The sequence below is a fragment of the Castellaniella sp. genome, from assembly GCF_034675845.1.
Lineage (GTDB): Bacteria > Pseudomonadota > Gammaproteobacteria > Burkholderiales > Burkholderiaceae_B > Castellaniella.
This window is the reverse complement of the sequence record NZ_JAUCCU010000001.1, coordinates 807,991-824,279: the sequence shown is the minus strand read 5'-3', so window position 1 is coordinate 824,279 and position 16,289 is coordinate 807,991. Positions and strand designations below refer to the sequence as shown.

At 59.7% G+C, this 16,289-nt stretch carries 15 protein-coding genes, 2 pseudogenes and 1 riboswitch; of the genes and pseudogenes, 5 read left to right on the top strand and 12 right to left on the bottom strand.

Annotation, left to right across the window (positions count from 1 at the left end; all coding sequences use genetic code 11):
* Window positions 1-32: 32 nt before the first annotated feature.
* The 4 genes from VDP81_RS04025 to VDP81_RS04010 form a co-directional block, all read right to left on the bottom strand.
* Window positions 33-1,328 carry a TRAP transporter large permease subunit gene (locus VDP81_RS04025; protein WP_323011627.1) on the bottom strand — a complete coding sequence of 432 codons (1,296 nt, stop codon included), beginning with the start codon at window positions 1,326-1,328 and terminating at the stop codon, window positions 33-35.
* Window positions 1,321-1,827: a TRAP transporter small permease gene (locus VDP81_RS04020; protein WP_323011626.1), complete on the bottom strand. Its 507-nt coding sequence runs from the start codon at window positions 1,825-1,827 to the stop codon at window positions 1,321-1,323. Before VDP81_RS04020 ends, VDP81_RS04025 begins: the two co-directional genes overlap by 8 nt.
* A 12-nt stretch (window positions 1,828-1,839) precedes the next feature.
* Window positions 1,840-2,820 carry a TRAP transporter substrate-binding protein gene (locus tag VDP81_RS04015; RefSeq protein ID WP_323011625.1) on the bottom strand — a complete coding sequence of 327 codons (981 nt, stop codon included), beginning with the start codon at window positions 2,818-2,820 and terminating at the stop codon, window positions 1,840-1,842.
* A gap of 264 nt (window positions 2,821-3,084) precedes the next feature.
* Window positions 3,085-3,756, bottom strand: a complete 672-nt coding sequence (locus VDP81_RS04010; protein WP_323011624.1) for a GntR family transcriptional regulator — start codon at window positions 3,754-3,756, stop codon at window positions 3,085-3,087.
* A gap of 102 nt (window positions 3,757-3,858) precedes the next feature.
* Between VDP81_RS04010 and VDP81_RS04005 the strand changes: the two genes are divergently transcribed.
* On the top strand, window positions 3,859-4,623 hold the full coding sequence (locus VDP81_RS04005; RefSeq protein ID WP_323011623.1) for a 5-oxoprolinase subunit PxpA: 765 nt from the start codon (window positions 3,859-3,861) through the stop codon (window positions 4,621-4,623).
* Window positions 4,623-6,288 (top strand): annotated as a pseudogene (locus tag VDP81_RS04000) (5-oxoprolinase/urea amidolyase family protein). Before VDP81_RS04005 ends, VDP81_RS04000 begins: the two are co-directional and overlap by 1 nt.
* Before the next feature lie 13 nt (window positions 6,289-6,301).
* On the opposite strand, the gene VDP81_RS03990 reads toward VDP81_RS04000, so the two are convergent.
* The 4 genes from VDP81_RS03990 to VDP81_RS03975 all read right to left on the bottom strand — a co-directional run bounded on the left by VDP81_RS03990 (window position 6,302) and on the right by VDP81_RS03975 (window position 9,680).
* Window positions 6,302-6,880: a DJ-1/PfpI family protein gene (locus VDP81_RS03990; protein WP_323011620.1), complete on the bottom strand. Its 579-nt coding sequence runs from the start codon at window positions 6,878-6,880 to the stop codon at window positions 6,302-6,304.
* A gap of 169 nt (window positions 6,881-7,049) precedes the next feature.
* On the bottom strand, window positions 7,050-7,265 hold the full coding sequence (locus VDP81_RS03985) for a hypothetical protein (RefSeq protein ID WP_322996913.1): 216 nt from the start codon (window positions 7,263-7,265) through the stop codon (window positions 7,050-7,052).
* 251 nt (window positions 7,266-7,516) lie between these two features.
* Window positions 7,517-8,230, bottom strand: coding sequence for a TenA family protein (locus tag VDP81_RS03980; RefSeq protein ID WP_323011619.1), 714 nt, complete (start codon window positions 8,228-8,230; stop codon window positions 7,517-7,519).
* Window positions 8,231-8,243: 13 nt separating this feature from the next.
* Entirely contained in the window at window positions 8,244-9,680 is a 1,437-nt protein-coding gene (locus VDP81_RS03975; RefSeq protein ID WP_322996915.1) for a sodium:solute symporter family protein, read from the bottom strand.
* Between the two features lie 92 nt (window positions 9,681-9,772).
* A riboswitch (TPP riboswitch) is annotated at window positions 9,773-9,884 on the bottom strand.
* 73 nt (window positions 9,885-9,957) lie between these two features.
* Here VDP81_RS03975 and VDP81_RS03970 point away from each other — a divergent pair.
* The 3 genes from VDP81_RS03970 to VDP81_RS03960 all read left to right on the top strand — a co-directional run bounded on the left by VDP81_RS03970 (window position 9,958) and on the right by VDP81_RS03960 (window position 12,759).
* Window positions 9,958-10,398 carry a nucleoside deaminase gene (locus VDP81_RS03970; RefSeq protein WP_322996916.1) on the top strand — a complete coding sequence of 147 codons (441 nt, stop codon included), beginning with the start codon at window positions 9,958-9,960 and terminating at the stop codon, window positions 10,396-10,398.
* Window positions 10,399-10,525: 127 nt separating this feature from the next.
* On the top strand, window positions 10,526-11,695 hold the full coding sequence (locus VDP81_RS03965) for a p-hydroxyphenylacetate 3-hydroxylase oxygenase component (RefSeq protein WP_323011618.1): 1,170 nt from the start codon (window positions 10,526-10,528) through the stop codon (window positions 11,693-11,695).
* Window positions 11,696-11,802: 107 nt separating this feature from the next.
* A complete protein-coding gene (locus VDP81_RS03960; protein WP_323011617.1) occupies window positions 11,803-12,759 on the top strand; it encodes a p-hydroxyphenylacetate 3-hydroxylase reductase component in 957 nt (318 codons plus the stop codon).
* On the opposite strand, the gene VDP81_RS03955 is transcribed toward VDP81_RS03960, so the two are convergent.
* From VDP81_RS03955 to VDP81_RS03945, 4 genes and pseudogenes are all read right to left on the bottom strand, one after another.
* Window positions 12,734-13,408 carry a helix-turn-helix domain-containing protein gene (locus VDP81_RS03955; protein WP_323011616.1) on the bottom strand — a complete coding sequence of 225 codons (675 nt, stop codon included), beginning with the start codon at window positions 13,406-13,408 and terminating at the stop codon, window positions 12,734-12,736. The two genes, VDP81_RS03960 and VDP81_RS03955, sit on opposite strands and share 26 nt — an antisense overlap.
* 19 nt (window positions 13,409-13,427) lie before the next feature.
* Window positions 13,428-13,538, bottom strand: a pseudogene (locus tag VDP81_RS15335) (AraC family ligand binding domain-containing protein); the annotation flags it as partial.
* 166 nt (window positions 13,539-13,704) lie between these two features.
* Complete coding sequence (gene dbpA / locus VDP81_RS03950; protein WP_323011615.1) at window positions 13,705-15,084, bottom strand: ATP-dependent RNA helicase DbpA; 1,380 nt, start codon at window positions 15,082-15,084, stop codon at window positions 13,705-13,707.
* Between the two features lie 125 nt (window positions 15,085-15,209).
* Window positions 15,210-16,277, bottom strand: coding sequence for a DUF4351 domain-containing protein (locus VDP81_RS03945; protein ID WP_323011614.1), 1,068 nt, complete (start codon window positions 16,275-16,277; stop codon window positions 15,210-15,212).
* Window positions 16,278-16,289 lie beyond the last annotated feature (12 nt).

The window sequence follows — 16,289 nt, the reverse complement described above, 5'->3', positions numbered from 1 at the left end:
GGACAAATGGGGTGTGCCGAAGACTGCGCGCCTTACATGCGCGATGGCAGCCAGGTGACCAGTTCGGGGAAAAACCACAACGCCACCAGCAATAGCAGCATCAGGCAGAAATAGGGGGCACAGACCCGCGCAATATAGGTGATTTCCTTGGAAGTCATGCTTTGCAGCACGAATAGGTTAAAGCCCACCGGGGGGGTGATCTGGGCGGTTTCGACGGTGATTACCAGAAAGATGCCAAACCAGATCGGGTCGATGCCGGCCGCTTGGATGATGGGTAGCACCACCCCCATGGTCAGCACAATGGTAGAGATCCCGTCCAGAAAACAGCCCAGCATGATGTAGAAAAGACCCAACACAATAATCAGCATGGCAGGCGATAGCTGCAGGCTGCCGACAAACTGCGCCAGTTGACGTGGCAGCCCGATGTATCCCATGGACAGCGTCATGAAGGCCGCCCCGGACAGGATCAGGGCAATCATGCAGTACAGGCGGGTGGCACCCAACAGAGAATCCTTGAAGGATTGCCAGGTCAGGGATTTTTGCCAGGCGGACAGCACAAAAGCCCCCAGCACACCAATGGCGGCGGATTCGGTGGCAGTGGCGATACCGGTATAGATGCTGGCGATGACGCTTAAAATCAGCAGCACCACCGGAATCAACTGACGGGACTCGCGGAGTTTTTCGCGTAGCCCCATGCGGGCTGTGATTTCAGGGACCTGGTCTGGGTGCAGCAAGGCCCAGCCAATGAGCCAGCCGCTGAACAAGGCGGCCAGCAGCAGCCCTGGGATGACACCGGCAATGAAAAGCTTGGCGATGGAGGTTTCGGCGGCCACGCCATAGACGATCAGGATGATGGATGGGGGAATCAGCAGGCCCAGGGTGGCGGGGCCGCCCAAAGACCCTATGATCTGGGCATCCGGGTAACCACGTTTGCGGAGTTCGGGCAGGTTCATTTTGCCGACGGTCACGCAGGTGGCAGCAGACGAGCCGGATACCGAGGCAAATAAGGTGCAGCCCAGCACATTGGTGTGCAGCAGGCGACCGGGCAGGCGGTTGACCCAAGGGGATAGGCCGCGAAACAGGTTTTCGGATAGGTTGGTGCGATATAGGATTTCGCCCATCCAGATAAATAGTGGCAAAGCAGTCAGCGTCCAGCTGCTGGAGCTGCCCCAGATGGTGAGCGCCATGGCGTCGCCAGCTGGCCTGGCAGAAAAGAATTCCATGCCGAACAAAGCCACGCCAGCCAATGCCAGGCCCACCCAGACGCCACCGCCCAGCAGGGCAAACAGGACGACAATCAGTGCAATACTGGTGGAAATTTCATTCATGGTGCTGGTCTTTTGGTGTGTCCTGACGAGTTTTTCCCAGGAGTTCCAGGAAAAATTCGTCCAGAAAAGCAATGAAGAAAACCAGGGTGCCGGTCGCCATCAAGGTTTGAGGCAGCCACATGGGGGTGGCATCAATTCCGGTGGAAATATCCTGGAACAGCCATGATTGCCAGACTAGACGTGCCGAGTAAAAAGCCAGAAAACCAGCCAGCAGCACGGCGATCGATAAGGCCGTCAGTTCGAGTCCGCGACGACGCTGGCCTTTCAGCATGCCCAACACCAGGGTGACACGGATGTGTTCGCCTTTTTTCAGGGTGCTGGCCAGCGCCAGAAAACCAGCCCCCGCCATGGCATACCCTGCATAGGAATCAATGCCCCCCACGGGAAAACCCAGTAATCGCCCCAAAATGGTAGTAACCACCATGGCCAGCAGGACAATCATGCACAGGCCGGCTAGCCAGGCGCTGGCGTCATACAGGAAGTTCAGGGTTTTGCGCATGGGGGGTGGGCTTTATTTGTTGGCGCGATAATCGGCCAGGACTTGTTTGCCTTCGTCGCCTGCCGTGGTGGTCCATTCTTCGATGACGACATCACCGATTTTGGCCAGGCCAGCACGCAATTCATCCGAGGGTTCAATGACCTGCATGCCGCCCGCTTTTAGCTTGGCAATGGAGTCGGCATCCACCTGGCGGGAAGCGGCCCAGCCCCGGGCCTCGGCGTCGGCGGCAGCTTTCAGGATGCCGTCCTGTTCGGCCTTGGGCAGGGCTTCAAAGGCTTTTTTGTTGACGACCACTGCGTTTTTCGGAATCCAGGCCTGGACGTTGGTGAAGTATTTCATTTGCTCGTAGAGCTTGTTGTCGGCCCCCGTGGCGCTGGAGGTGATCAGGCCTTCGATGACCCCGGTGGCCAAGGCCTGGGTGAGTTCGGCTTCCTGAATGGTGACTGGCTGGGCGCCGACGAGTTCGCCAATGCGGGCAGTGGTGGGGCTGTAGACCCGCCATTTCATGCCCTTCAGGTCTTCGACTGAGTTAATGGGTTTATTGCTGTAGATACTTTGCGGTGGCCAAGCCACGGCATACAACAGTTTTATGCCTTGTTGGTCGAGTTTCTTTTCCAGGGCGGGGCGCTGGGCCTGGTATAGCTTCCAGGCTTCATCGTAGTTGCTTGCCAGAAAGGGCAGGCCATCCAGTCCGAACAGCGGCCATTCGTTTTGGAAGCTGACCATGAAGAATTCGCCGGCTTGGGCCTGACCACCCTGCACCGCGCGTTTGATTTCCGGCATCTTGAATAGCGATGCCCCGGCATGTACCGTGATGTTGACGTTGCCCTGGGTGGCTGCGGACACGTCTTTGGAAAATTGTTCCAGATTTTGCGAGTGGAAGTTGAAGGCGGGGTAGGCGGCGGCCAGATCCCATTGCGTGGCGGCGTGGACATTGAAGGCCAGCCCTAGGCCGGCGGCCAGGGTGACGGTAAACAGAGTGCGGCGTTTCATCAGGCGGTCTCCTGGGAAAGAGGGCCGGGATGCAGTATGCCGACCCTGGGGATATCAGCAGAAACAGTAGCCCACAGCGTATTTGATGGCTATCAGGGTTTTCAACAATAAGAATGTTTTTGTAGCTGTTATAGCCTCATTATGTTCATCAATTAATTAAAATCGTTCAACTGAATGCCGAGGACTTCTCTCATCAAATCTGTCTTGCTATGCCGCTGCGGCTGCTGGGCGATTGATCGTCGCACTGGGAGGGGCCGTGGTGATTTAGTCGATGCGCCCGGTATAAACGGACAGCACCATGCGCTCGGACTGGATCAGATAGTGCTCCAGCGCCTGGGCGGCGGCGCTGGTATCGCCGGATTCAAACAGGCCCAGCAAGTGGCTGTTTTGGTCCACAAAAGGCGCGTGCAAGTATTCAGGGTCGTCCAGCAGGCCAAATGCCAGGCGCAATTCGGCGGCGATGTCGGCAAACATGGCCGCCAGGCGGGCACTGTCAGCCAGGGCCACAATGCCTGCATGAAACGCCATATTGGCCGATCCCACCCCTTGCCAATCGCCCGCTTCGCGCCGTTGTTGGGCATCTTCGGTGGCCTGGGTCAGGCGCTTGTGGGCGGGATGCCGGGGCCAGGCCTGGGCCAGTGCCTGACATTCAATCAGGCGCCGCACCCGGTAGATATCGATAATATCCGCAATGCTGGGGACCACCACCGAAACGCCGCGGTTGGGCGCGTGGTGCAGCAGGCCTTCTTTCACCAAAATGCGGAAGGCTTCGCGCAAGGTATTGCGGGATACATCCAGTTGCTCGCTCAGGCTGGCCTCCGACAGGCGTTGGCCCGCATGCAGCTGGCCGTGTATCAGTTGCTGGCGCAGGTTTTCTGCGACCGAATCCGCCAGACTCAAGCCTGGGGTGGTGCTGGGATAATGTCTGGATTGCATGGGGTTTTGGGCTTTTTGGGGTGTGTGGGGACACCACTTGTTTTTTAAGACTCTGGATTGCTCAACAATCTTGAGCATGTAGCGACATGATAAGGATTCACCATGGACTTGAACAGTGATCTAGGGGAAAGCTTTGGGGCCTGGCGCATGGGCGATGACGCCGGCCTGCTGGCGATTGTCACCAGCGCGAATATTGCCTGCGGTTTTCACGCCGGGGATCCGGCAGGGATATTGGATACCTTGCGGGCAGCTGCAGCGCGCGGCGTGGTTGTGGGGGCGCATGTGGGATATCCCGATCTGGTGGGTTTTGGCCGCCGGGCCATGGACCCCAGCAGCCGCGAACTGATGGCGGATGTGATCTACCAGATCGGGGCCTTGCAGGGGCTGGCCGCCGTGGCCGGCACCCAAGTGCGCTATGTCAAACCTCACGGGGCTTTGTACAACACCATTGCGGCCGATACGCGGCAGGCGGGGGATGTCATTGCCGCCATGCTGGCGCTGGACCCGCAGCTCATCCTGATGGGGTTGGCGGGCTCGCCCTTGCTGGAACAAGCCCGCCAGCGTGGCTTGCGGGTGGTGGCTGAAATTTTTGCCGATCGGGCCTATACCCCGCAGGGCACCCTGGTGTCGCGGCAACTGGACGGGGCCGTGCTGCATGATCCGGATCAAGTCGCCGCCCGCATGTTGGATTGGTCGCGGACGGGTTTCATCACTGCCATTGACGGGACGCGGGTGCGCCTGCAGGCGGATTCGATCTGTGTGCATGGCGATAGCCCTGGGGCATTGGCGCTGGCGCAGACGGTGCGCTCCCGGCTGGATGCCGAAGGGGTGCAACTGCGGCCTTTTGCGGATTCGCCGGGGGCTTGATGGCGTTGGTGCGCTATTTGCCGGCGGGGGATGCTGCCGTATTGGTAGAACTGGATACCTTGGATACCGTGCTGGCCTTGTACGCACGGCTTGGTCATCACCGGCCCGAGGGGGTCGTGGCGCTGGTGCCCGCTGCCCGGACCTTGCTGGTGCAGTTTTCGCCGGATCAGATCACGCGGGGCCAAGTGCTGTTCTGGTTGGGTACTCATGTTGGCAGCATGGGCGATCGCGGTTCTTCAGACCAGCCGCCTGAACAGGCTCGGGTGATTGAGATTCCTGTGCAGTATGACGGGGCGGACTTGGCAGAAGTCGCCGCTTATCTGGGCTTGAGTTGCACCCAGGTGATCGAGCGTCACACGGGGAGTATGTTTCGGGCGGCTTTTGCCGGCTTTGCGCCGGGGTTTTTATATTTGACTGGCGGAGATCCTTGTTTTCATGGCCTGCCGCGCCGACCCAGTCCTCGGACTCGGGTGCCGGCGGGGTCTGTGGCCGTCGCGGGGAACTTCAGCGCGGTGTATCCCGCAGATAGCCCTGGAGGCTGGCAGTTGCTTGGGGTGACGGCACTACGCATGTGGGATCTGGATCGGGCTCAAGCAGCCTTATTGCAGCCGGGGGATTGGGTACGTTTCCGGGCACTGGAAGGGCCTGCCCATGCGTCTGCCGACCAGCTTGGATCGAATCACCCTCTTGTGGAGAGGGTGGGCCGCCAACGGGCCAGGGTCGAATCGGATCAGACAGTCAGCGCAGCCAGCCTGACGGTGTTGCAGCCAGGGGTGCAGACCCTGCTGCAGGATGCCGGGCGACCCGGACTGACAGGCATGGGGGTATCGGTTTCCGGAGCCCTGGATCGTGCCGCCATGCGGCAGGCCAACCAATTGGTGGCGAATGCGCCGGACACCGCCGTACTGGAAAATGCCCTGGGGGGCTTGCAACTGCGCTGTCATGGGCAGGCAATGGTGGCGGTCACGGGCGCTCAAGCCGCCGTATCGGTTTTCAGTGCATCGGGCATGCGCTTGCCTGCGGCTATGGGCCATTCACTGCGGCTGGAGGACGGTCATGTTCTGAAAATTGGTGCCGTGCGTGCCGGGGTTCGTTGCTATGTGGCGGTGCAGGGCGGTTGGGGCTTGCCAGCTGTGCTGGGCAGCCTGTCTACGGATGTGCTGGCCCGGATTGGGCCCGAGCCGTTGCGGGGGGGGGGATTGTCTGCCGGTGAACGCATCGAGGCATATTCCGTGTGTACGACGTATGCAGGGGAAAGGGGTCGATCATGCTGAGTCGGTCATGTTGCCGCGTCCCGGAGATGTCGTGACGCTGGATGTCGTACTGGGGCCGCGTGATGACTGGTTTGATCCGTCAGCCCTGGATAGTCTGCTGACGCGGGAATGGTTAGTGACGCCGCAATCCAACCGGGTGGGCATGCGCTTGTCGGGCGAGCAGCCTTTGGTGCGCAGCAAGACCCAGGAACTGCCCAGCGAAGGGGCTGTAGTGGGGGCGATTCAGGTGCCGGCCAATGGTCAACCGGTGTTGTTTCTGGCGGATCACCCCCTGACGGGGGGGTATCCGGTGATTGCCGTCGTATGCCGTGCCCAGCATGATCTGCTGGGCCAGATTCCAGTGGGGGCCAGGCTGCGCTTCAGGGACAGCCTGCTGCAAGGCACGGGATAGATCGTTGCGAGGCTTAGTGCTGGATCTTGGTGCCCAGCACGGCCAGGAATTGGGCAATCCAGGCAGGGTGCGCGGGCCAGGCTGGGGCGGTGACCAGCTTGCCATCCGTATGGGCCTGATCGATGCCGATTTCGGCATAGGTGCCGCCCGCCAGGCGGACCTCGGCAGCGCAGGCTGGGTAGGCCGAGCAGGTCTTGCCCTGCAGAATGCCGGCGGCAGCCAGCAACTGGGCACCATGGCAGATTGCGGCAATGGGTTTGTCCGCCTGGTGGAAATGCTGCACGATTTCCAGGACACGGGGATTCATGCGCAGGTATTCAGGCGCCCGCCCACCGGGCACGACCAAGGCATCGTAGGCAGCGGGATCAATGGTCGCAAAATCCTGGTTCAGGGTAAAGCGATGGCCGGGCTTTTCGCTGTAGGTCTGGGCGCCCTCGAAGTCATGGATGGCAGTGGCGACGAAGTCCCCGGCTTTTTTATCCGGGCAGACGGCGTGCACAGCATGGCCCACCGCCAGCAGTGCCTGAAACGGCACCATGACCTCGTAATCTTCGACATAATCACCCACCAGCATCAATAGTTTTTTAGCCATTATTTTGTCTCCTGTGGACAGTGTCAGAAGCCCCGATTGTGCAGGAAAAACGCTGGTTCGGACAGGCCCTGCCTGTTACATGGCCTGTCCGGGACGTGGGCGAACAGAGATGGGGCCGTTCGCAGTCAAGCGCAGAACACTTCGTCCAGGGTTTTGGCGTCCAGGGTATTCAGGGACCAGAGTAGCCATAGTCGTACAGGCGTCGGACGATTTTCAGCAAAGGCCCCAGCCGGGCTGCCTTGTCGGCATGTGCTGAAGCCTGTATCTGCGCGATCAGGATGACGGCAAAGGGGTTGGCCGGGGCCAAGGCATCCAATTCGACCAGGCGGCTACGCCACTCGTTCAATTCTACAACTGGAAAGGTGAATTCGGTCTTTTGCGACAAGAACTTATCCTGATAGCACAAGGCAGTCAGCGGCATCGCGTCGGGCTTGGGCGGAGGCTGGTCGATCAGGATGCCCAGGCTATAGATGAGGGGCGGCGCTGCCCGCTAATAGCTGGACTCTGACCAGCTTGTGCGAAAAGATGCCTCATTGTGCAGACCCGCCTGTTTGCCGGATAGATCGGAAAAATCCGCACGGACAAAAATGGCGCAGCCATGCTGCGCCGGTCAGACTTGGCTCAGCGTGGGATCATCTAGCTCAGATCCCAGCCCTGCAAGGCATGGGCGGTGGCCCAGAAGTGCCATTCGTAGACGCAAGCCTGCTCGAAGACGTCCATCATGCGGCTGCGCTCGGCATCGGTGGCGTCGCCCAAGGCCTGTTCCAGGATGCCGACCGCCTGGCGGGTGGACTGATCAAAGACATCGCTGTCATAGGCGGCCATCCAGGTGGCGTAGGGATGGTCAGCCGCCAGGGTGCCTGCCTGCTGGACCAGAACCTTGCCCACATGGGCATAGACCCAGAAGCAAGGCAGTACGCCCGCCACGCCGATGCCATAGGATTCGGTAGCAGCGGCGGCCAACAGGAATGAGACATAGCCCAGCGTGGTGGGCGAGGCCTGGGCGGGTTTGCTGGCCACCTCCAGTTGCTGGCAGGCAGCAGCCAGGCGGGTATCGGCCAGCAGGTCGCCGTGCATGCCTTCTTCGACGCTGATTGCCGAGGCCGAGGACTCGGCCCAGAAACGAGATTCTGGGCGGGTAGTGGCCTTTGCAGCCAGCAGCGCCATGGCGCGGGCATAGCCGATCAGGTATAGGCTGTCCTGGCGGATGTAATTGACAAAAGCGACCGGGTCCAGCGATCCGTTGGCCATCTGGTTCAGAAAGGGCAGGGCTTCGGTGCGGGCCACGATGGGTTGGACGCGCTGCCAGAGTGCCTGTGTATGGGGTCCAGCGGCAAAATTTGTGGTCATGATTTTCTCCGGATTAGGCTTGCAGGCTGCGGATGCGGCCTTGCATTTGGCTAAGATCGTAGTGGCGGCTGGGCCATAGACGGGTCATCAGGACCGATACAGCTACGGGCACCAGGGCCGCCAACAAAAAGGATTCCAGCAAGGTATCCATGTTCCCGTCTGGGGCGGGGAATACCGAAATGCCGGTCAGCAGCCCGCTCAGGGTGCTGATCAAGGCGGTGCGTCCATCGTAGCGGGGGCTGTACAGGCCGAAAAACACGGGAAAAGCGGCGGCGGAACAAAACAGATCGGCCAGCAGGAATAGATAGAGCACGCTGTAGCCTTGGGCCGAGGCTAGCCAGACGGGAATGGCCATCAGATAAATCGCCATGCGTGAATAGTGCATCAGGCGTGCAGTGGACGCCTGCGGCATCAGGCGGCGGGCGTCCACGGCAATCATGCTGGAGACAGCGCTGATGGCCGTGTCGGCGCTGCTCATGACCAGTGCCAGCCCCAAGGGAATCAGGGCAATGGAAAACCAGACCGGCAAATTGGGGATCAGCACGGTAAATAGCGCCACAGAGCTGTCGCCGCCGCCTTGGGCAACAAACACCAGCCCGAATAAACCCATCAGGAAAATGACCGGGGCAACCAGCAGGCCGCCCAGCATGAATCCGTGGCGCATCGCGCGGATCGATTTCGCGGCGTAGACGCGCTGCCAGTTACCCTGATGGAACAGGCCGGTCAGCAGGATCGCCACAAAAAAGGTCAGCCCGGCTTTGATGCCTGAAAAATTATCGAATTCCAGCAACTGAGGGGCTTTGATCTGCAGTTCGTGGGTGACTGCGCCGATACCGCCACTGGCCTGCCAGCCCAGCAGCACCAGGATGCCCAGCAGTGGCACGATGATGATCATCTGCACCTGGTCGGTAAAGATAGAGGTTCTCAAGCCTCCCCAGGCGGTATACAGTAGGGTGCAGCCCAGCACAATACCCGCAGTGACCCACAAAGGGATAGGGGCGATCAGGGTGACCATTTTCGAGATGGCGGTGATCTCGGCCGTCAATGAAATGAACAGGTAGAACATCATGATGATCAACACCAGGCCGTACAGGCCGCGGCCGTAGCGCACCATGACGAACTCGGTCAGGGTATGGCCGCGCGGAATCAGTTCGCGCATGCGCTGGCCCAGCGGGATCATGGTCAGGCGTGGGGCCATGGACCCCAGCGCATACCCGGTAATGGCCCCGATCCCGCCCCAAGTAGCCGCCTGGGCGGGGGAAAACAAAATCCAGGCCCCCAGTGACGAGGCCAGCAGTGTCAGAATAGTGGCAGTCGCGCTCTGGCTGTTGCGCGCCACGATGAAGTCTTCCAGGTTGTCGTGGCTGCGGCGGGCATACCAGACGCCCGCCAGGGAAAAGCTGCCTGCAAAAACGATCAGCCACGACAATGTGGCAAAAGTGCTTAACATGATGTCCCCTTGGCGCGTATGCGCCGATCAGGCTGTTCGGGCATCAGCGTGCCCGGATAGCAGATAAAAAAGGGGGAAGGTCGCCTGAAATGGCAAATGGTGCGGTCCTTCCCTTCGCCGGTATGAGCCGGATCAGGTTCGAAGGGTTATCACCATGGATGGCGAAGTCTCAGCCCGAAAATTCGGACACCCCTAGAACAGCCAAAAAATTTAATGCAATCTAGCAAAATTGTCAATGCATAAGCTTTATATTTGAATCTTTGTAAAGGAGTGCGCCATGGATCAGTTTTTGCAACTTGCCCTGGATGAGGCCCGCCTAGGCCTGGCCGAGGGCGGGATTCCCATCGGGTCGGTGATTGTGCACCAGGGCCGTGTGCTGGGGCGTGGCCATAATCGCCGCGTCCAGCAAGGCAGCGCCATCCTGCACGGTGAGATGGATGCCTTTGAAAATGCAGGCCGTCAGCCCGCTCAGATATATCAGCAGTCGGTCATCTATACCACCTTATCGCCCTGCTCTATGTGCACCGGCGCGATTCTGCTCTATGGCATTCCCCGCGTGGTCATTGGTGAAAACCAAACCTTTATGGGGGATGAGGACTTACTGCGGGCCCGAGGGGTCCAGGTCGAGGTTGTTCAAGACCCTGGCTGTATTGCCTTGATGCGAGACTTCATTCGGGATCATCCGGATTTATGGAATGAGGATATCGGAGAGGATTGACTCATTGGGGTTATCCCGTATTTCCGAGAAAAGTACCAGGTTCCTCAGAAAATGTGCATTCCGGATAATCGCTAACATATTTACTATTTCTCCTGAGCACATCGCCCCATTGTCCAAGGAGAACCCCATGACTAGCCCCAATCCCATGCTGGATCGCATCCGCGCCATTCTGCCTGACATCGCTGCACGCGCCGATCAGGCAGAAAAAGAGCGCCAGGTGCCTGCTGAAAATATCCGGCTGCTGAAGCAAACCGGCATGCATCGTGCTTTTCAGCCTCGCCACTACGGTGGCCTGGAAATGTCCTTGCCGGATTTTGCCCAATGCGTGGTGGCACTGTCGGGGGCCTGCGGGGGTACTTCCTGGGCATTCAGCCTGCTGTGCACGCATAGCCACCAGTTGGCCATGTTTTCCAAGCAATTGCAGGATGAAGTCTGGGGCCAGAACCCCGACGCCACGGCCAGCAGCAGCATTGCCCCGTTTGGGCGCACAGAAGAAGTCGAGGGCGGCATTCTGTTCAGCGGCGAAATGGGCTGGAGCAGCGGCTGTGATCATGCCGATTGGGCCATTGTGGGCTTTAATCGTTTCGATGCGAATGGCGAAAAGGTCTATTGTTTCGCTGTGGTGCCACGTCAGGACTACACCATCCGCGACGACTGGTATGCCATGGGCATGCGCGGCAGCGGTTCCAAGACCCTGATTCTGGATAAGGTATTTGTGCCAGAGCACCGGATTCAAGCGGCCAAGGGCATGATGGAAGGCCAGTCTGCCGGCTTCGGTCTGTATCCCGACAGCCAGATTTTCTATACTCCATATCGTCCATATTTTGCCAGTGGCTTTGCCGCCATCAGCCTGGGCGTGGCCGAGCGCATGCTCGAAGCCTTCAAGGAAAAGACCCGCAATCGCGTGCGCGCCTATACTGGGGCCAGTGTCGGCATGGCCACCCCAGCCTTGATGCGCCTGGCTGAATCCACCCATCAGGTGGGTGCTGCGCGGGCCTTCCTGGAAAAGACCTGGGAAGATCATCGTGTGCATGGCGTGGCCAAGCAATATCCCACCGCAGAAACGCTGACCGCTTGGCGCACCAATCAGGCCTATGCCGTCAAAATGTGCATCGAAGCCGTGGATCGTCTGTTCAGCGTGGCAGGGGCCAGCGCCTGGTTCGATGGCAACGAACTGCAGCGGCTGTTCCGTGACAGCCACATGACCGGGGCCCACGCGTACACAGACTATGACGTGTGCTCACAGATACTTGGGCGCTCCATCATGGGCATGGAACCCGATCCTACGATGATTTAAGGCATTTCAGCAGTAAAACCGCCCACGGCGGTGTTGTCTGCGTGCGTTTGGCTTTATAAAGCTAAACGCACGCCAGCCTCTCCCAGATTTTCCAAGGAACCCTCACCATGCATGATGCCCTGCGGCCCCAGCCAACCAAAGCTTTTGATCCGCGCGTGCTGCGCCGTGCGCTGGGCAACTTTGCCACCGGGGTAACCATCGTGACGGCCAATGACGGTGACGCCATGGTGGGCGTCACGGCCAACAGCTTCAGTTCAGTCTCGCTGGACCCGCCTCTGGTCCTCTGGAGCATCGACAAACGCTCCAGCAGCTTTCCTGTATTCCAGCGGGCCAGCCATTTCGCCATCAATATCCTGTCGATGGGCCAGATCGAGCTCTCCAACCGTTTTGCCCGGCCCAGCGATAGCCGTTACTCAGGGGTTGAGTGGCGATCCGGCCACGGAGGTTGCGTGCTGTTGGAAGACACCAGCGCCAGTTTCCAGTGCCGCAAGCACCAGATCATCGATGGCGGCGACCATTGGATCATGATTGGCCAAGTGGTGGATTTTGAAGATAATGGCAGCCCGCCGCTGGTGTATCACCAGGGGGCTTATTCGATGGTCTTGTCCCACCCTCAGCGCGAACGAGAAAACCCTCCGGTGGTCGACAAAAGTGTGCGTGGGCGGCTGGCGGACCATACCTATTTTCTGCTGACCCAGGCTGTGCGCAGCTATCAGCAAAGCTATCAGCCCGAGCAGGTGAAAATCGGCTGGCGGCCCAGCGAAGCCCGCGTGCTGATGCTATTGGATGATGGCTTGTGCCGTGATGTCGCGGCCCTGGCACATGATGCCGATATGCCGGTACATGCCGTAGAACAGACCCTGATCCTGCTGGTCAGCCGAGGCCTGGTGCGCCAGGCGGATGGTGGCTATGAACTGACCCGCGAGGGCTGTGCCCGGGTCTGCGATATCTGGGCGCTGGCCCAGCACCACGAGGCTCAGATTCTGTCGCAGTTCGATGAAGCAGAAATCGCTGCCTTCAAGCGCGTTCTGAAGGGCATCATGGCTGCTGGTCAGACAACATAAGATCGCGGGTCATGTGGCTGCGATAATTGCCCGGCGCCAGTCCCGCATGCCGCAGAAAAAACCGGCCAAAGTATGCCGGGTCCTCGAAGCCCAGCCGATAGCCGACCTGACTGACCGGCTGGTTGGTGTATAGCAGCAGGCGCCGGGCTTCCTGCATCAGGCGCTCGTTGATCAGGCGTTTTGGGGGCTTGCCCGCGATGCCGTGGCAGATTTCATTCAGCCGTTGCTCTGAAATCCCCACCTGTTCGGCATAATGCGGAATCGTCCAGTGGCGGCAAAAGCCGTCTTCAATCATGGCATTAAAGTCCAGAAACAGCTGCAGTTCCTCACGGCAGGGTGGCGGCGAATCCATGGCTTGGGGTGACAGGCGCAGCAGGCTGATGAAAATCAGCTGGGCCAGCAGCTCCAGACTTTGGGCGCGGCCCGGCTGCTGACCGGCGTATTCTTGCTGCAGTTGCCCAAACAGTAAATCCAGGCGCTGCGCTTCCTCGGCGGATTCCCCAGCCAGGCTCTGGATCGACAGGCATAGCGGTGCCACGTGTGCCCCGTCCGACCAGGCGGCGGCCTCGTTCAAGAGCGGCCACAATAGCTGCTGGCGCACTGTCAATACATGGCCATCGGCCTGATCGTCCGTGACAAAGGCATGCACAAAAGCGGGGGGGGGTCAGAAACACCATGGGACCGCGCAGACGATAGACGCGGTCTTCCAACTGCACCCGCACAGCCCCATCCAGGACATAGTGCACCTGGAAATATCGGTCATGGCGATGCATGGACATATTGCGTCCCAACTGGCTGGCCAGCGTGCCCAGCGCCTCGTAGTGCAGGTCCGCATCGGCATGCTGCGGGCCTGCAATATGGCTGAGTTGGAGATTGGGTATTTCTTGCATAAGCGGCGCCAGCTTAAGTAGAGTGTCCCGAGCCCGCCTGTGCCTGTCGGCAGGCCTAGAGCAGTTTCATCCGCTGCGTTTTGCCTTTGATCAGGATATTGCTCAGGCGTGGAAATGCACGGTGTGCGATGTCTCGGCTGAGGGCAATATAGGATACCTGATCCGTGATGCTGATTTTGCCCACCTGTTCGCGTGTCAAGCCACCGTCGCCGGTCAGCGCACCCAACAGGTCGCCTGGCCGCAGCTTGGCTTTTTTGCCCCCCAGCACCAGCAGTGTGACCATAGGCGCCGGGGTTGGGCGCCCTCTGGATGCCTGTGGGCGGGGCAGGGCATCCCAATGTAGGGTCTGTTCCAGGCTTTTTTCTATGCGTGACGCGACATAGCGGTCTGCCGGGTCGCAGAGGCTCAGGGCCAGGCCGTTTTCCTGCATCCGGCCGGTTCGTCCGATGCGGTGGATGTGTACCTGGGGGTCGCGGGCCAGTTCGACGTTGATCACCATGGGCAGCGACGGTATGTCCAGCCCGCGTGCCGCCACGTCGGTTGCCACCAGGATATTGCAGCTGTGGTTGGAGAATTGCGCCAGGACATCGTCCCGATCACGCTGATCCATGTCGCCATGCAGCGCCAGCGCACTGAAGCCTGCGTGTTTCAGGTGGCTGGCCAGCGCGGCACAGGCTGCCTTGGTGTTGCAAAAAGCCAACGCGGAGGCGGGCTGGAAATGTCGCAGCAGCGTCGCCACTGCATCGAAACGTCCAGCCTCGTCGACCTCGTAGAAGTGCTGTTGGATTTGGGCATCGCTGTGTATAGCGTCGACCTTGACCATGGCGGGGTCGTTCAGCAGGTGTTCGGCATCGTTGCGGATGCTGTCCGGGTAGGTGGCGGAAAACAGCAAGGTTTGGCGCTGGCTGGGGCATGTACTGGCAATTGCCATCACATCCGCGAAAAATCCCATGTCTACCATGCGGTCCGCCTCGTCCAGCACCAAGGTGTGCACGGCGGACAGATCCAGGGTCTGGCGGGCCAAATGGTCCAACAGGCGCCCGGGCGTGCCTACGATGACGTGGGCACCATGCGCCAGCGACTCGGTCTGCGGGCGCGCGGACGCGCCCCCAGTCAGCGTCAGAATCTTGATGTTGCCCTCGGCGCGTGCCAGACGGCGCAGTTCTATGGCGACCTGTTCCGATAGTTCGCGGGTGGGGCAGATCACCAGAGCCTGAGTCACCCATCGCGCCGGGTCCAGACGGTGCAAAATGCCCAATCCAAAGGCAGCGGTCTTGCCGCTGCCGGTTTTGGCCTGCGCGATCAGATCACGGCCTTCCAGGATAATCGGCAAGCTTTGCGCCTGAATCGGCGTCATGGCTGTGTATTCCATCTGCGCCAGGTTATCGAGTTGGGTAGGGGACAGCGGCAAGCTGGAAAAAGCGTGTGTGGTCACAAATAAGGCCGGTAGAAGTCAAAGGAGACAGTCTAGCAGGCGCATCGTTGTGTGGCAGGACAAGATGGCCTCCCGAGGAGCGAAGGGAAGGCGCGATCCAGCTGAAGGTGGGCTGGTGCCAGAGTCTAGTCGTGAAATACTTCGTCCAGGGTTTTGGCATCCAGGGTGTTCAGGGACCAGATTTCCAGTTGTTGGGTATCTGCAGCCTGGATGCGCTGAATGGTTTCGTCAGGCATTGCGCCAAAGCGGTGCTGCAGCAGTCGCAGCAACAAGGATGCCTGGCCCTGTTCGCGGCCTTGTTCCAGCCCTTGTTCCAACCCCTGCTCCAGCCCGCGTTGGGTGTATACCCGTTCGGCAACGGTGACGTAACTCATGTTGTGCTCCTGGTGCAGTCGATCGGTTGCTGCAAAGTATTCTGGTTCCAGATCCGGTGGTAGGCGGATGATCCATTCCACCAGGCGTAGTATTTGCCGGATCTGATTACCATCGTAGCCATAGTCGTACAGGCGACGGACGATTTTCAACAAAGGCCCCAGCCGGGCTGCCTTGTCGGCATGCGCTGAAGCCTGTATCTGCGCGATCAGGATGACGGCAAAGGGGTTGGCCGGGGCCAAGGCGTCCAGTTCTTCCAGGCGACTACGCCAATCATTCAATTCTACAACTGGAAAGGTGAATTCGGTCTTTTGCGACAAGAACTTATCCTGATAGCACAAGGCAGTCAGCGGCATCGCGCCAGGCTTTGGCAGGGGCTGGTCGATCAGGATGCCCAGGCTGTAGATGAGGGGTGGCGTCGGAGTCTGGTGTTTGCGCATTTCGCGCGTCTGGATCAGGATTTTGTATTGCAGGATGCGCCAGCTGAATGCCTGGGACTGGGCGGGGCCGGACAGGCGTCCCTGGACCTCGATGTGCACTAACAGCAGGGCGGTGCTGCCCGTTAATAGCTGGACTCGGACCAGTTTGTCCACCAGTTGGCGGCCCTTGGCGGGGGTGGCGGCACGTTGGATGGCTTGCAGTTCTTTGTCCAGGAATTCAATGGGGGCTGCCCAGTCGATTTGTGTGTGCAGCTCAACGGCCAGCAAGGCCATGGCCTGTGGGAAAAACAATTCGAGTGCTTCCTTCCATGGGCTGTCGTGATCATCGGCGATCTGGCCTGTGTCGGCGGACGGCATCGGGTGGTGTTGCGTGGCGGGCATGGCAGGACATCC

What these genes read in the sequence shown, in the direction of transcription:
- VDP81_RS04025 (WP_323011627.1), bottom strand. Translation starts at nt 1,328, where the DNA reads ATGAATGAAATTTCCACCAGTATTGCACTGATTGTCGTCCTGTTTGCC.
- VDP81_RS03970 (WP_322996916.1), top strand. Translation starts at nt 9,958, where the DNA reads ATGGATCAGTTTTTGCAACTTGCCCTGGATGAGGCCCGCCTAGGCCTG.
- VDP81_RS03980 (WP_323011619.1), bottom strand. Translation starts at nt 8,230, where the DNA reads ATGACCACAAATTTTGCCGCTGGACCCCATACACAGGCACTCTGGCAG.
- VDP81_RS03945 (WP_323011614.1), bottom strand. Translation starts at nt 16,277, where the DNA reads ATGCCCGCCACGCAACACCACCCGATGCCGTCCGCCGACACAGGCCAG.
- VDP81_RS04005 (WP_323011623.1), top strand. Translation starts at nt 3,859, where the DNA reads ATGGACTTGAACAGTGATCTAGGGGAAAGCTTTGGGGCCTGGCGCATG.
- VDP81_RS04015 (WP_323011625.1), bottom strand. Translation starts at nt 2,820, where the DNA reads ATGAAACGCCGCACTCTGTTTACCGTCACCCTGGCCGCCGGCCTAGGG.
- VDP81_RS03960 (WP_323011617.1), top strand. Translation starts at nt 11,803, where the DNA reads ATGCATGATGCCCTGCGGCCCCAGCCAACCAAAGCTTTTGATCCGCGC.
- VDP81_RS03990 (WP_323011620.1), bottom strand. Translation starts at nt 6,880, where the DNA reads ATGGCTAAAAAACTATTGATGCTGGTGGGTGATTATGTCGAAGATTAC.
- VDP81_RS04020 (WP_323011626.1), bottom strand. Translation starts at nt 1,827, where the DNA reads ATGCGCAAAACCCTGAACTTCCTGTATGACGCCAGCGCCTGGCTAGCC.
- VDP81_RS03975 (WP_322996915.1), bottom strand. Translation starts at nt 9,680, where the DNA reads ATGTTAAGCACTTTTGCCACATTGTCGTGGCTGATCGTTTTTGCAGGC.
- VDP81_RS03965 (WP_323011618.1), top strand. Translation starts at nt 10,526, where the DNA reads ATGACTAGCCCCAATCCCATGCTGGATCGCATCCGCGCCATTCTGCCT.
- VDP81_RS04010 (WP_323011624.1), bottom strand. Translation starts at nt 3,756, where the DNA reads ATGCAATCCAGACATTATCCCAGCACCACCCCAGGCTTGAGTCTGGCG.